The organism is Chitinivorax tropicus (genome assembly GCF_014202905.1).
GTDB lineage: Bacteria > Pseudomonadota > Gammaproteobacteria > Burkholderiales > SCOH01 > Chitinivorax > Chitinivorax tropicus.
Window position 1 is genome coordinate 118,316 of the sequence record NZ_JACHHY010000014.1, and the last position, 14,252, is coordinate 132,567.

Sequence of the window (14,252 nt, forward strand, 5' to 3'; positions counted from 1 at the left end):
TAAGCGCATCGTTGATTTCACTCATTGCCTCTTCTTGTTTTTCATCATGGTTTGTCGTGCGACAAGCATTCACTACCCGCCCCCAATAGGCTATGAAACAATGTCCACCTCGTTTTTCCTGTTGAATCGACCATGACCGAGCAAGTGTTACCCAACTCGACTACCCGCCCAGCCTGGGCGCCCACGACATGGCTGGTGATCTTGCTGGGTGGCTTGCTGCTGATCATGCTGGTGTCGGCATTGGTGGGCGCGGTGGGCCTTTCCCCCTCCAGCTTGCTGGCCGGGTTATTTGGGCAAACAGGTGATGAGGCGAAGATGGCCCGTACCGTGCTGCTGCAGATCAGACTGCCGCGTATCGCGTTGGGGATTGGGTGTGGCGTGGCATTGGCCGTGGCGGGTTGTGTGATGCAATCGATGTTTCGCAACCCACTGGCGGACCCCGGCTTGTTGGGGGTGTCCAGCGGTGCCGCCCTGGGTGCGACCACCGTGATCGCGCTGGGTGTGGCAGGGCTGTACGCATTGCCAGTGGCGGCGTTTGGCGGTGCATTGCTTGCCACCGGGCTGGTGATGTTGATCGGCAGGCTGCAACCCCATCGTGGCAGCCTGGCGTTGCTGCTGGCGGGTATTGCCATCAATGCCATCAACAGTAGCTTGATCGGGACGTTGACCTATATCGCGGGCGATGAGGCATTACGTAGCATCGTGTTCTGGTCCTTGGGCAGCCTGGGTGGGGCGACCTGGCAAGGTGCGCTGTGGCTGCTGCCAGCCAGCCTAGTGCTGACGGGCTGGGTGCTGCGTGATTGGCGAGCGTTGAATGCGTTTTTGCTGGGTGAGGCCGAGGCTTGGCATGCTGGGTTTGACGTGATCCGTATCCGACGACGACTGATTCTGCTCGTGGCTTTGCTGGTTGGTGTTGCGGTGGCGTGGTGTGGTGCCATTGGCTTTGTTGGGCTGGTGGTGCCGCATCTGATGCGATTGTTGCTCGGGGCCAATCACCGCTGGCTGCTACCGGCATCGGCCTTGTCTGGCGCGATTCTGCTGGTCTTGGCCGATACCGTGGCGCGCACGGTCATCTCCCCAGCCGAATTGCCCATTGGTCTGCTGACCAGCCTGATCGGCGGCCCATTCTTTCTATGGTTGATGATCAAAGGGCAGCGCTGATGTTGCATGCGGAACACATTACTTTCAGTCGCCAGAGCAGGCTTGTCTTGCAGCAAGTGACCGTGGCGGTGGCGTCTGGCCGGGTGCTGGCTCTGCTGGGGCCGAATGGCGCAGGCAAATCGACACTGCTCTCGATCCTGGCGGGCACGCTCCGGCCTGACCAGGGGCAGGTCAGGCTGGGGGGCCGGATGCTGGCCCATTATCGCGCTGATGAGTTGGCCCGACATCGCGCCATGCTTGCCCAGCAGACCAAGCTGGATTTTCCGTTGACAGTCTACGAGGTCGTGGCAATGGGTTGTTATTGTCACCCGCCCGAAGTCAGGGCCAACGAGGCCGAAATCGTCCAGCAAGCCCTGCGCATGGCCGACGCTGTTCCGTTCGCCCAGCGTCCATTCACCGCCTTGTCTGGCGGCGAGCAGCGGCGCGTGCAGCTGGCGCGCGTCCTGGCGCAATTACTGGGCGCTGTCAGCCAGCCATGTTATCTCCTGTTGGATGAGCCCACCGCCGGTCTGGACCCCAGTCACCAGCTGCAGGTGCTTCAGCTGGCCCGCCAGCTGGCGAGAGAGCAGGGCTGGGGTGTGATCGTAGTGCTGCACGAGCTGAATCTGGCTGCGCAATACGCGGACGATATCTTACTGTTGCATCAAGGTGCCGTGGTTGCACACGGCTCACCCTGCGATGTGCTGACGCAAGAGCGGTTGGCCAAGGTGTATCAGATCGAAGCCGAATGGCTCGAACATCCACATAGTAAGCGTCCTTTCATCATCTACTGACTGAAGGGAACGGGCGGTTGCCAGCACGAGCCTGGGCCAGGGTTGATTGTTGAATTTTGTAAAATTAAATTGTGTACAATTTAATTGTTTGATAGAGTGAAGGCACTTCCTCCCTTCAACCATTCAGGAGCTTTGACATGTCTGCACTGTATGATCTCTCGGCACCATCCATTTCCGGCCAAGATACCCCGCTGGCTCAATTCAAGGACAAGGTGCTGCTGATTGTGAACACCGCCAGCAAATGTGGCTTCACGCCGCAGTATGAAGGGCTGGAAAAGCTCCATGAACAGTACGTAGACAAGGGGCTGGCCGTCTTGGGCTTCCCATGCAATCAATTCGGTGCGCAGGAGCCTGGCACAGAAGGTGAGATTGCGGAATTCTGCCAACTGAACTACGGCGTATCCTTCCCCATGTTCGCCAAGATCGATGTGAATGGCGACAACACGCACCCGATCTACCAATTCCTTAAAAAATCAGCACCCGGCATCCTGGGCTCTGAGGCAATCAAGTGGAACTTCACCAAATTTCTGGTGGATCGCAATGGTAAGGTGATTGACCGATATGCCCCGACTACCAAACCGGAAGACCTGGCTTCAGATATCGAAAAATTGCTCGCGGCACAAAGCTGAGTATGCAAACCACCAATCCAGGCGATGGCCTGATGCTGGATCAGCAACTGTGCTTCACGTTGTATGCGGCATCGCGGCTGATGGTACAGGCCTACCAGCCTTTCCTGGAAAGGTTGGGCCTGACCTACCCACAGTATTTGGTCATGCTGGTGCTGTGGGAGCAAGATGGGCTGGCTGTCAAACAACTGGGTGAGCGGCTGCTGCTGGATTCCGGCACACTGACGCCACTCTTGAAGCGCCTGGCCGCGCTGGGGCATGTCATTCGGCAACGATCGGATGTAGATGAACGGCAGGTAGTGATCGAGCTGACGGAAGCAGGCAGGGCGTTGCGGCAACAGGCGGTCATCATGCGCCAGCAGATGCAAAGCCAGTTTGGGCCGATGCTCGATGGAGTCGATGCGCTCCAGACGCCGCTGAAATCGTTTATTTCGCAGATTCGAATAATGAAAACCGCTAATGCAGATTGAAGAAATACGCTGGCTGCGTTAAAATTGCAACAAATTCAACGCAAACGACACGGGATAGGCCCTTTGCCTATCCCGTTTTGTTACGCCCTTCTTACGGAGGGGTTCGACACACGCCTGTTGCGCATGATTCGGGCCCGACTGTATAGCATTTACTTCAGGAGCCGCTGGTGTCTCACACAAAGTCTGCACTGCTCGCGCTGGCCGACGGCACATTGTTCCACGGGGTTTCCATTGGTAGCGATGGCCACACAATCGGTGAAGTGGTCTTCAATACCGCCATGACTGGCTATCAGGAAATCCTGACCGATCCGTCCTACTACAAGCAATTGGTGACGCTGACCTATCCGCACATTGGCAATGTCGGGGTCAACCAGGAAGACGCCGAATCCCGACGGGTTTTCGCATCTGGCTTGATCATCCGTAATCTGCCGCTGGTGGCGTCCAACTGGCGTAGCGAACAAAGCCTGTCCGACTACCTGAAGGCCAATCATGTGGTGGCGATTGCCGATATCGACACCCGCAAATTGACACGTATTCTGCGCGAAAAGGGTGCGCAGCCAGGCTGCATCATCACTGGCGATCAGATCGATGCAGCCAAGGCCGTCGAGTTGGCCAAGAGCTTTGGCTCCATGGCAGGGCAGGATCTGGCCAAGGTGGTGACCTGCGAACAATCTTATACATGGAACACTCGCGAGTGGCGGCTGGGCAAAGGTTATACCGAGCAGTCCACGCCCGGATTCCATGTGGTCGCATTTGACTACGGGGTGAAGCACAACATCCTGCGCATGCTCGCAGAGCGTGGCTGCAAGCTGACTGTGCTGCCGGCCACTGCGACAGCAGAGGAAGCCTTGCGCCACCAGCCTGATGGAATTTTCCTGTCAAATGGCCCTGGCGACCCAGAGCCTTGCGATTACGCCATCCAGGCAATCCGCACATTGCTGGACAAAAATCTGCCCATTTTCGGCATCTGCCTTGGCCACCAGCTGCTTGGGCTTGCTGCGGGCGGCAAGACCAGCAAGATGAAGTTTGGCCACCACGGGGCCAACCATCCGGTACAGGATCTTGACACCAAGCAGGTGATGATCACCAGCCAGAATCATGGTTTTCAGGTGGATGAAGCCAGCTTGCCCGCCAATGTCCGTGTGACGCATCGCTCGTTGTTCGATGGCACCGTGCAGGGCATTGCACTGACCGACAAGCCGGCCTACAGCTTCCAAGGGCACCCGGAAGCCAGCCCCGGCCCGCATGACGTCGCCTACCTGTTCGACAAGTTCATCAAATTGATGGCTGAACGCAAGTAATCTAAGGACCCACCATGCCAAAACGGACAGACATCAAGAGTATCCTGATCATTGGCGCGGGCCCGATCGTCATCGGCCAGGCCTGCGAATTCGACTATTCTGGCGCCCAAGCCTGTAAAGCCCTGCGTGAAGAGGGGTATCGGGTCGTGCTGGTCAATTCCAACCCTGCGACCATCATGACCGACCCGAATATGGCCGATGTGACCTACATTGAGCCGATCACTTGGCAGATGGTTGAAAAGATCATCGCCAAAGAGCGTCCAGATGCCATTCTGCCCACCATGGGTGGCCAGACCGCTTTGAATTGCGCATTGGATCTATGGCGTAACGGCGTGCTCGACCAATACAAGGTCGAGCTGATCGGAGCAACCCCAGAAGCCATCGATAAAGCGGAAGATCGCGGTAAATTCAAACTGGCCATGGAAAAGATCGGCCTGTCCTGCCCGAAATCCTTCATTGCACACACGATGGAAGAAGCCTTGGCCGCGCAGGCGGATGTTGGCTTCCCAACCCTGATCCGGCCATCCTTCACCATGGGCGGCTCGGGCGGTGGTATCGCATACAACAAAGAGGAATTCCTCGAAATCTGTACTCGCGGCTTCGAAGCCTCACCTACTCACGAGCTGCTGATCGAGCAGTCCGTATTGGGTTGGAAAGAGTACGAGATGGAAGTGGTGCGCGACCGGGCAGATAACTGCATCATCATCTGCTCCATCGAGAACTTCGATCCGATGGGTGTGCACACGGGTGACTCGATCACAGTGGCGCCTGCCCAGACGTTGACCGACAAGGAATATCAGATCATGCGCAATGCCAGCTTGGCGGTGCTGCGCGAGATCGGCGTGGATACCGGTGGCTCGAACGTGCAGTTTGCAGTCAACCCTGCCAATGGCGAGATGATCGTCATCGAGATGAATCCACGCGTTTCCCGTTCCTCTGCGCTGGCATCCAAAGCAACCGGCTTCCCGATCGCCAAGGTGGCGGCGAAACTCGCCGTGGGTTTCACATTGGATGAGCTGAAGAACGACATTACCGGTGGCAAGACACCTGCCTCGTTCGAGCCGGCCATCGACTACGTCGTGACCAAGATTCCGAAGTTCGCCTTCGAAAAATTCCCTCAAGCCAACGACCGGCTGACCACTCAGATGAAATCGGTGGGGGAAGTGATGGCGATTGGACGCACCTTCCAGGAGTCATTGCAAAAAGCATTGCGTGGTTTGGAAACAGGCCATTATGGCTTGGATGAGATCACCAATGACCTCGAAAAGATTGAAACAGAGCTGGGCGATCCCGGCCCAGAGCGCATCTGGTATGTGGCTGATGCCTTCCGTGCCGGCATGACCCTGGACGAGATCCATGCCCATACCCACATCGATCCATGGTTCCTGGTGCAACTGGAAGACCTGATCAAAGAAGAGCAAGTACTCAAAGGACGTAGTATCGACGAGCTGGATGCTGATACCTTGCGCAGACTGAAACGCAAAGGTTTCTCCGATCGCCGTCTGTCCACTCTTCTGGGTGAGCACCAGAGCCATGTCCGTAAACGCCGCTGGGAGCTGGGTGTGCGCCCGGTTTACAAGCGGGTGGATACCTGCGCGGCAGAATTCTCGACCAACACCGCCTATATGTACTCCACCTATGAGGAAGAGTGCGAGTCGCAGCCGACGGATCGTAAGAAGATCATTGTGCTGGGTGGTGGCCCAAATCGAATCGGTCAGGGCATCGAATTCGATTACTGCTGCGTGCACGCGGCACTGGCGTTACGTGAAGATGGTTACGAGACCATCATGGTCAACTGTAATCCGGAAACCGTTTCCACCGACTACGACACCTCAGACCGCCTGTATTTTGAGCCGTTGACGCTGGAAGACGTGTTGGAAATCGTCCATGTCGAAAAGCCGGTCGGTGTGATCGTCCAGTATGGCGGTCAAACCCCGCTCAAACTGGCCAAGCCGCTGGAGGCGAATGGCGTGCCCATCATCGGCACTACGCCGGACATGATCGATGCGGCTGAAGATCGCGAGCGCTTCCAAAAACTGCTGCACGAGTTGAATCTGCGCCAGCCGCCGAACCGGACTGCCCGCACGCCAGGCGAGGCCATCCAACTGGCTCAGGAAATCGGCTATCCGTTGGTGGTACGCCCCTCTTACGTGCTGGGTGGTCGTGCCATGGAAATTGTCCATGCGCAGAGCGACTTGGAGCGCTATATGCGCGAGGCTGTCAAGGTATCCAATGACAGCCCGGTGTTGCTGGATCGCTTTCTGAATGACGCCATCGAAGTGGACGTGGACGCCATTTGCGACGGCGAGCGCGTGCTGATCGGTGGCATCATGGAGCACATTGAACAAGCGGGCGTTCACTCAGGGGATTCTGCGTGTTCACTGCCGCCGTTCAGTCTGAGCCAGGAAAAGCAGGATGAATTACGCCGTCAGACTGTCGCCATGGCAAAAGCACTCAATGTGGTGGGTCTGATGAACGTACAGTTCGCTATCCAGAATGGCGATGTCTATGTGCTGGAGGTCAATCCACGAGCCTCGCGTACCGTGCCATATGTATCCAAGGCCACCAGCCTGCCGCTGGCCAAGATCGCAGCCCGTTGCATGGCGGGCCGGTCGCTGGATGATCAGGGTGTGGAAGGTGAAGTCATTCCGCCGTATTATTCAGTGAAGGAAGCCGTATTCCCGTTCATCAAATTCCCTGGTGTTGATACCATCCTGGGGCCAGAGATGAAATCGACCGGTGAGGTGATGGGTGTCGGGGCAACTTTTGCTGAGGCATTCGTGAAAAGCCAGTTGGCGGCATCGATCAAATTGCCGACCTCAGGTAATATCTTCATCAGCGTGAAGCAGCAAGATAAAGCGGGCGTGGTTGAAGTCGCCCGTAACCTCCATGAGTTGGGTTTTGGCCTGTTTGCCACCAAAGGGACGGCAGCCGCGATTGCTGAGGCTGGCATCCCGGTGACGTCGGTCAACAAGGTAAATGAAGGCCGTCCAAACATCGTTGACTTGATCAAAAATGGTCAAGTTCAAATGGTGATCAACACCGTGGAAGAAAAACGGTCTGCAATTCAAGACAGTTATTACATTCGCCATGCCGCGCAACAGGCTCGTCTGGTGGTCTATACCACCCTGGCGGGTGCGCGTGCAGCAACGATTGGGATGGCACATATGACTGAATTGCAAGTCTATGACGTTCAAGGTTTGCACCAACAAATCGCTGCAAGCCGTTAAACTATCTTATTAACTTTCTCAAGGCCGCCGTTTCCGGAACGTGCGGCCTGTTCTTTTGCTAGTGGAGTTTCTGGCTATGATCAAAATCCCGCTGACGGTAGTAGGCGCTGAGTTATTGAAAGAAGAATTGCATCGCCTCAAGACAGTAGAGCGTCCCAACGTCATTGAAGCCATTGCAGAGGCGCGTGCGCAAGGTGACTTATCTGAAAATGCAGAATATGAAGCTGCCAAGGAGCGCCAAGGCTTCATCGAGGGGCGGATCCAAGAATTGGAAGGCAAGCTGTCGAATGCGCAGGTCATCGACCCCAAACTGGTTGACTCGGATGGCCGTATTGTCTTTGGTGCAACTGTATCACTGGAAGATCTGGAATCCGGCGATGCCGTGACCTATCAGATTGTCGGGGATGACGAAGCCGACCTGAAGGTTGGCAAGATTTCGATCAGCTCACCCATTGCCCGTGCCCTGATTGGTAAATATGCAGGGGATGTGGCTGAAGTCCTGGCACCAGGCGGCATTCGTGAGTATGAAGTGCTGGACGTGAAATTCATCTAACCTGAATTGAAGGCACCTGCCATGGCCAACTTTCCAGATACCTTGCGAATTATTTCATTGACTTTGTGGGTAGGTGGTTTGTGGATAGTGGGTGCTTTGGTCGCCCCGTTGTTGTTCCATTCGCTCCCCCATGATCGTGTGCTGGCTGGTGCGTTGGCCGGGCGTATTTTCATCGGTATGGCCTGGGTCGGCCTGTTGGCGGGTTTTTATCTACTGCTGTACGCGCTGATATCCGACGGGTTCGGTGCCTTCAAGCAGACTGGTTTCTGGATCGTGCTACTCATGTTGTTGCTGACAGCAGTGAATCATTTTGCCATTCATCCGTGGATTACCGAGTTGAAGTCAAAGGCTGGCAATGTGGCAACAGGTGCTTTTGGTGGTGGGTTTGCGACAGCACATACCATCTCCAGCATCATCTATCTTGGTGAGTGTCTACTTGGTTTGGCGCTGATCACACGCGGCAACAAGTAAGTTGAAATAAAAAAGGCAGCGTTTGCTGCCTTTGTGCTGTGTTGTTTCAGCGACTGGTGCGACGACGGCGATTACCGCCAGGGCGACCCGATGCAATCGGTTTGGTGGCTGGTTTTTTGGCTGGCGCATCCACGGCTTTTACCGTAGGTTTATTGATGGCTTGTTTGCTATCTGGCAGTTCGATTTTTGGCTCATTGCCTGGGCGATAGAGTACCAGTAATTTTCCGATATGTTGAATCGGTGCGCAGTCCAGATCGTCGCAGATTTGCTGGAGCAGCGCTTCGCGGGTATCACGTTCATCACTGAACACGCGAACTTTGATCAGCTCATGTGCATCGAGACTGCGCGCCAACTCACGCATGACGGCTTCGGTCAAGCCATTGGCGCCGATCATCACGGTCGGATTCAGATGATGCGCTTGGGCGCGAAGAAAACGGCGCTGTAGCGGCGTCAATTCGATCATGGGTTTAACCCTCTGAAAAACCTGACATTATAACTTATGAAACGAAGCAAGACCAGTAAGGCCTGGATGACTGAGCATGTCAACGACGCCTATGTGCAAATGGCACAGAGGGATGGCTATCGCTCCCGCGCAGCATACAAGCTGCTTGAGATCATCGAAAAAGACAAATTGATTCAACCGGGTATGTTGGTAGTCGATCTGGGGGCGGCGCCAGGGAGTTGGTCGCAGATTGCCGCGCAGAAGGTCGGAAAGCATGGCAAGGTGTTGGCATTGGACATTTTGCCGATGGATCCCCTTCCCGGCGTGGATTTCCTGCAAGGTGATTTTCGTGAGGCGTCGGTGCTTCGCGAATTTGAAGCCATGTTGGAAGGACGTCAGGTTGATCTTGTAATTTCAGACATCGCCCCCAATATGGCAGGTAACGCCATGATGGATATGCCGCGTAGCATTTACCTGATTGAGTTGGCGCTGGATTTTGCACAGCATCACCTGAAACCCGGCGGTAATTATCTGGTCAAAGCTTTCCAAGGAACCGGCTATCCGGAATATATGACCCTGCTGCGAAAGAGCTTTGATCAAGTGTTCACGCGCAAGCCCAAGGCTTCGCGGGATCGCAGTAACGAAATCTATCTGCTTGGTAAGGGTAAACTTGAGAACTACACGGCAGTTTTTCCCGATGATGACACTACATCAATGGAATACTGACAGGGTTGTCAAGAGGGTTTAGAATCCAAGCTGAGAGTATTGTGCTCCGCACACACGCTAAGGAGTTGACGTGAATAATATTGGCAAGAACATCGCGATCTGGCTCATTATTGGCCTTGTACTGATGACGGTGTTCAACCAATTCAGTAAACGGCATGAGTCCCAAAGTCAGATCCCCTATTCCGATTTTCTGGAGGAGGTGAAGAGTGGGCGCGTGCAGTCTGTTGAAATTGAAGGGAACGTGCTGCGTGGTCAATTGATCACCGGTAAACGTACTGACAACACGTCGTTCACGACCTTGTCACCCGGTGACGACAAACTGATCGATGATCTGTACAAGAACAAGGTGAAATTCGCGGCCAAGCAGGAGCAAGAGCAATCCCTGCTGATGCAGGTGTTCATTTCCTGGTTCCCGATGTTGCTGTTGATTGGCGTATGGATCTTCTTCATGCGCCAAATGCAAGGTGGCGGCAAAGGAGGGGCATTCAGCTTTGGCAAGAGCCGGGCACGTATGTTGGATGAAACCAGCAATCCCATCCTGTTTGCCGACGTGGCAGGGTGTGATGAGGCCAAGGAAGAAGTTCAGGAGATCGTCGAATTCCTGCGTGACCCGAGCAAATTCCAGCGCTTGGGCGGGCGTATTCCGCGCGGAGTCCTTCTGGTGGGCTCTCCCGGTACGGGCAAGACCTTGCTGGCGAAAGCGATCGCTGGCGAAGCAAAAGTCCCTTTCTTTTCGATCTCTGGCTCCGATTTTGTCGAGATGTTTGTAGGCGTAGGGGCTGCGCGTGTCCGTGACATGTTCGAGCAAGCCAAGAAGAACGCGCCTTGCATCATCTTCATTGATGAAATTGATGCGGTGGGCCGTCAGCGTGGCGCTGGTCTGGGTGGTGGTAATGATGAGCGCGAGCAGACGCTGAATCAGCTGCTCGTCGAAATGGATGGCTTTGAAGCCAATTCGGGCATCATTGTCATTGCAGCGACCAACCGACCTGATGTGTTGGACCCAGCACTGCAGCGCCCTGGCCGTTTTGATCGGCAGGTTGTGGTGCCTTTGCCAGATATTCGTGGCCGTGAGCAGATCCTGAACGTCCACATGCGCAAAGTCCCGATTGCAGCGGATGTGCGGGCGGATCTGTTGGCGCGCGGTACACCTGGTTTTTCAGGTGCAGACCTTGCCAATCTGGTGAACGAAGCCGCCTTATTTGCTGCTCGGCTCAATAAGCGTCTGGTTGATATGGACGACTTCGAGAAAGCAAAAGACAAAGTCATGATGGGTGCGGAGCGCCGGTCGATGGTGATGAGTGAAGAGGAGCGCAAGAACACTGCCTACCATGAGTCTGGTCATGCGGTGGTGGGTAAGCTCCTGCCGAAATCAGACCCGGTTCATAAAGTCACCATCATCCCTCGTGGTCGTGCATTGGGTGTGACAATGTATCTGCCGGAGGAGGATCGCTGGTGCTATGACCGTGAATACCTGCTGGCTCGTATTGCGTGCTTGTTCGGTGGTCGCATCGCAGAAGAACTGTTCATGAATCAGATGACCACTGGGGCTGGCAATGACTTCGAGCGTGCGACGCAGATTGCGCGTGATATGGTGACCCGCTATGGGATGACCGAAGCGCTCGGGCCAATGGTATATGGTGATAATGAGCAGGAAGTGTTCCTGGGGCGGTCGGTGACAACGCATAAAAACATGTCTGAGTCCACGATGCAAAAGGTGGATGCAGAGATCAGACGGATCATCGACGAGCAGTATGCACTTGCGCGGCGGCTGTTGGAGGAAAATCGCGACAAGGTAGAGGCAATGACATCGGCGTTGTTGGAATGGGAAACCATCGATGCAGATCAGATTGAAGACATCATGCAAGGTAAGTCACCCAGGCCCCCTAAACAACCGCCTACCAAGGCAAGCACTCCTGGCGATGGCTCTACGCCTTCCGCACCTACCGCAACTGTAACACCGGCTCAGGAAGTATAATTCGAGCATAGTGAAACACGGACAACCGACCGAATGGTCGGTTGTTTTGTTTTCAACTCTCTGACAAGTCATGAGCATGAAGCACTCGATTTTTAAATGTGGCCGTTTCTCACTGGATCTGAGCCATCCGATCATCATGGGTATTTTGAACCTTACGCCTGATTCCTTTTCAGATGGTGGTAGGTATTTGGAAGTAGACGCGGCAATTGCACACGCTCAAGCTATGCTTGATGAAGGTGCTGACATCATCGACGTGGGCGGTGAGTCAACTCGACCAGATGCACCATTTGTGTCTGTAGACGAAGAGTGGAGACGGTTGGCACCTGTGTTGCCAAGGCTGATCAGCTTGGGTATCCCTGTTTCGATTGACACACGTAAAGCGCAAGTAATGAAGCGTGCGATTGAGATTGGCGTGGACATGGTCAATGACGTGGGTGCGCTGGAAGATATCGGTGCGATTGAAGCAGTTGCACAATCATCAGTTGGTATTTGTCTGATGCACAAAAAGGGTAATCCGGATAATATGCAGCACAATCCGAATTATGACAATGTTCTTTTTGAGGTGTCCGATTACCTGAATCAACGTGCTGAAATCGCTCAGCAAGCCGGTATTGAATCTGATCGAATCGTGATCGACCCTGGTTTCGGCTTTGGTAAAACGCTGGATCATAATTTAGACTTGTTGAGAAATATGCAGCATCTGGCATCACTGGGGTACCCGGTGCTGGTGGGGCTGTCCCGAAAATCCATGCTGGGTGCGTTGACTGGCGAGGCGGCCTCTGGTCGTATCCATGCAAGCACCGCGGCGGCGTTGCTCGCAGTTCAAAAAGGGGCTGCCATCGTGCGTGTGCATGATGTCAAAGCAACAAAAGATGCATTAACCATCCTGACAGCGGTAGAACAATGAGCAGAAAATATTTTGGAACAGACGGTGTTCGTGGGCGGGTAGGTGAAGATCCAATTACCCCAGAGTTCGTAATGCGCCTTGGCTATGCAGCAGGCAAAGTATTGGCTTCAGCAGATCGGCGTTTGCGCCCAGAGTTGAGGCCCACGGTACTGATCGGTAAAGATACACGCATCTCCGGGTATATGTTGGAGTCCGCGCTGGAGGCCGGTTTTTCAGCAAGCGGGGTTGATGTGGTGCTGATTGGCCCCATGCCGACACCAGGCATTGCCTACCTGACGCGTGCTTTACGGCTCCAGGCTGGCGTTGTGATCAGTGCATCCCACAATCCATATGAAGACAATGGGATCAAATTCTTTGCCGCTGGCGGAATCAAGCTGCAAGATAAGGTTGAACGTGCAATAGAGGCTGCATTGGAGGAACCGCTGAAGTGTGTTCCTTCCGCAGAATTGGGCAAGGCTCGTCGTATGGAAGATGCGGCAGCCCGATACATTGAATTCTGCAAGAGTACATTCCCATCGGACATGGATTTGCGAGGAATCAAACTGGTTTTGGATTGTGCACATGGCGCAAGCTATGTCATTGCGCCACATGTATTCCACGAGCTGGGTGCTGATGTGGTTACTATTGGTAACCAGCCGGATGGCACCAATATCAATGATGGCGTAGGTGCAACTGAAACAGCCGCGCTGCAGAAGGCCGTGGTTGAACATCAGGCAGACTTTGGTATTGCGCTGGATGGTGATGGCGATCGTCTGATCATGGTTGATCGTGATGGTACACCTTATGACGGAGATAAATTGCTGTATATCATTGCCCGCCAACGTCAGAAGGAGGGGAATCTGATTGGTGGAGTAGTGGGGACGGTCATGACCAATCTCGGTATTGAGCATGCATTCGAAAAGCACAAAATCCCATTTGCCCGAGCTGCGGTGGGTGACCGTTATGTGCTGGAAATGTTGCGCGAAAAGGGATGGCAATTAGGTGGAGAAAGCTCTGGGCACATCATCTGTTTGGACAAGCACTCCACGGGCGATGGCATCGTGTCAGCATTGCAAGTTCTGCACGCATTGCGGACGCATCGCTCAATAACATCAATGGCCGAAAATACGAAAGATGTCACGACTTATCCACAAGTATTGATCAACGTCCGTGTACCTAAAGGGTTTGATCATCGTGACTCATTACCAGTGCAAGCTGCCCTGGTTGAAGCGGAGTGTGAGCTACGTGACCAAGGGCGTGTAGTACTACGTGCATCGGGTACTGAACCTGTGGTTCGGGTGATGCTCGAAGGTAGGCATGGAGAAAAGATCAAGCGTTGGGCTGAGCGTATAGCCGAGATTGTTGAGCAGGCGGCAGCTGCAACAGCGTGAGTGCAACCGGCTCGGATCAGCTCAAACTGTAGAGCCGGTATAAACTTTCCTGGGCAGATTCGGACTGTATGTCTAAATTTGGTTTCTACAAAATCAACAGCTTATCAATTTTCTTTCAAGAATCTGCAATGAGTAGTTGACGGCCAGTAGGTGAGTGAGTATAGTTCGGCCTCTCTCGCAGCGACACAGCGGAACGGAAGATAGTTTAGCTGCTGTAACTGAATGATCTTTAACAAAAAATACA

13 protein-coding genes are annotated in these 14,252 nt (G+C 54.3%); 12 read left to right on the forward strand and 1 reads right to left on the reverse strand.

Features of this window, described 5'->3' with window-relative positions:
- Positions 1–132: 132 nt before the first annotated feature.
- From HNQ59_RS12180 to HNQ59_RS12215, 8 genes are all read left to right on the forward strand, one after another.
- Complete coding sequence (locus HNQ59_RS12180) at positions 133–1,161, forward strand: FecCD family ABC transporter permease (protein ID WP_343074255.1); 1,029 nt, start codon at positions 133–135, stop codon at positions 1,159–1,161.
- 56 nt (positions 1,162–1,217) lie between these two features.
- The gene (locus HNQ59_RS12185; RefSeq protein ID WP_343074258.1) at positions 1,218–1,934 is read left to right on the forward strand and encodes a heme ABC transporter ATP-binding protein; all 717 of its coding nucleotides are present in this window, start codon (positions 1,218–1,220) and stop codon (positions 1,932–1,934) included.
- Between the two features lie 137 nt (positions 1,935–2,071).
- Positions 2,072–2,563: a glutathione peroxidase gene (locus HNQ59_RS12190; RefSeq protein WP_184039633.1), complete on the forward strand. Its 492-nt coding sequence runs from the start codon at positions 2,072–2,074 to the stop codon at positions 2,561–2,563.
- Positions 2,564–2,565: 2 nt separating this feature from the next.
- A complete protein-coding gene (locus HNQ59_RS12195; protein ID WP_184039635.1) occupies positions 2,566–3,030 on the forward strand; it encodes a MarR family winged helix-turn-helix transcriptional regulator in 465 nt (154 codons plus the stop codon).
- Positions 3,031–3,197: 167 nt separating this feature from the next.
- A complete protein-coding gene (gene carA, locus HNQ59_RS12200) occupies positions 3,198–4,331 on the forward strand; it encodes a glutamine-hydrolyzing carbamoyl-phosphate synthase small subunit (protein WP_184039637.1) in 1,134 nt (377 codons plus the stop codon).
- 14 nt (positions 4,332–4,345) lie between these two features.
- Entirely contained in the window at positions 4,346–7,561 is a 3,216-nt protein-coding gene (carB, locus tag HNQ59_RS12205; RefSeq protein ID WP_184039640.1) for a carbamoyl-phosphate synthase large subunit, read from the forward strand.
- A gap of 76 nt (positions 7,562–7,637) precedes the next feature.
- Positions 7,638–8,114 (forward strand): transcription elongation factor GreA, encoded by a 477-nt coding sequence (greA, locus tag HNQ59_RS12210; protein ID WP_184039642.1) that lies wholly within the window; start codon positions 7,638–7,640, stop codon positions 8,112–8,114.
- Between the two features lie 21 nt (positions 8,115–8,135).
- Entirely contained in the window at positions 8,136–8,585 is a 450-nt protein-coding gene (locus HNQ59_RS12215; RefSeq protein WP_184039644.1) for a DUF4149 domain-containing protein, read from the forward strand.
- Positions 8,586–8,631: 46 nt separating this feature from the next.
- On the opposite strand, the gene yhbY is transcribed toward HNQ59_RS12215, so the two are convergent.
- Entirely contained in the window at positions 8,632–9,048 is a 417-nt protein-coding gene (gene yhbY / locus HNQ59_RS12220; protein WP_184039662.1) for a ribosome assembly RNA-binding protein YhbY, read from the reverse strand.
- Positions 9,049–9,084: 36 nt separating this feature from the next.
- On the opposite strand from yhbY, the gene rlmE reads away from it, so the two are divergent.
- The 4 genes from rlmE to glmM all read left to right on the forward strand — a co-directional run bounded on the left by rlmE (position 9,085) and on the right by glmM (position 14,008).
- The gene (gene rlmE, locus HNQ59_RS12225) at positions 9,085–9,753 is read left to right on the forward strand and encodes a 23S rRNA (uridine(2552)-2'-O)-methyltransferase RlmE (RefSeq protein WP_184039664.1); all 669 of its coding nucleotides are present in this window, start codon (positions 9,085–9,087) and stop codon (positions 9,751–9,753) included.
- Between the two features lie 70 nt (positions 9,754–9,823).
- On the forward strand, positions 9,824–11,731 hold the full coding sequence (gene ftsH / locus HNQ59_RS12230) for an ATP-dependent zinc metalloprotease FtsH (RefSeq protein WP_184039666.1): 1,908 nt from the start codon (positions 9,824–9,826) through the stop codon (positions 11,729–11,731).
- Positions 11,732–11,801: 70 nt separating this feature from the next.
- Positions 11,802–12,638, forward strand: coding sequence for a dihydropteroate synthase (folP, locus tag HNQ59_RS12235; protein WP_343074257.1), 837 nt, complete (start codon positions 11,802–11,804; stop codon positions 12,636–12,638).
- Positions 12,635–14,008, forward strand: coding sequence for a phosphoglucosamine mutase (glmM, locus tag HNQ59_RS12240; RefSeq protein WP_184039668.1), 1,374 nt, complete (start codon positions 12,635–12,637; stop codon positions 14,006–14,008). Before folP ends, glmM begins: the two co-directional genes overlap by 4 nt.
- Positions 14,009–14,252: the final 244 nt, after the last annotated feature.

Coding starts and splice junctions, on each gene's coding strand:
- HNQ59_RS12180 (WP_343074255.1), top strand. CDS start 133: ATGACCGAGCAAGTGTTACCCAACTCGACTACCCGCCCAGCCTGGGCG.
- HNQ59_RS12190 (WP_184039633.1), top strand. CDS start 2,072: ATGTCTGCACTGTATGATCTCTCGGCACCATCCATTTCCGGCCAAGAT.
- HNQ59_RS12195 (WP_184039635.1), top strand. CDS start 2,566: ATGCAAACCACCAATCCAGGCGATGGCCTGATGCTGGATCAGCAACTG.
- carB (WP_184039640.1), top strand. CDS start 4,346: ATGCCAAAACGGACAGACATCAAGAGTATCCTGATCATTGGCGCGGGC.
- greA (WP_184039642.1), top strand. CDS start 7,638: ATGATCAAAATCCCGCTGACGGTAGTAGGCGCTGAGTTATTGAAAGAA.
- HNQ59_RS12215 (WP_184039644.1), top strand. CDS start 8,136: ATGGCCAACTTTCCAGATACCTTGCGAATTATTTCATTGACTTTGTGG.
- yhbY (WP_184039662.1), bottom strand. CDS start 9,048: ATGATCGAATTGACGCCGCTACAGCGCCGTTTTCTTCGCGCCCAAGCG.
- rlmE (WP_184039664.1), top strand. CDS start 9,085: ATGAAACGAAGCAAGACCAGTAAGGCCTGGATGACTGAGCATGTCAAC.
- folP (WP_343074257.1), top strand. CDS start 11,802: ATGAGCATGAAGCACTCGATTTTTAAATGTGGCCGTTTCTCACTGGAT.
- glmM (WP_184039668.1), top strand. CDS start 12,635: ATGAGCAGAAAATATTTTGGAACAGACGGTGTTCGTGGGCGGGTAGGT.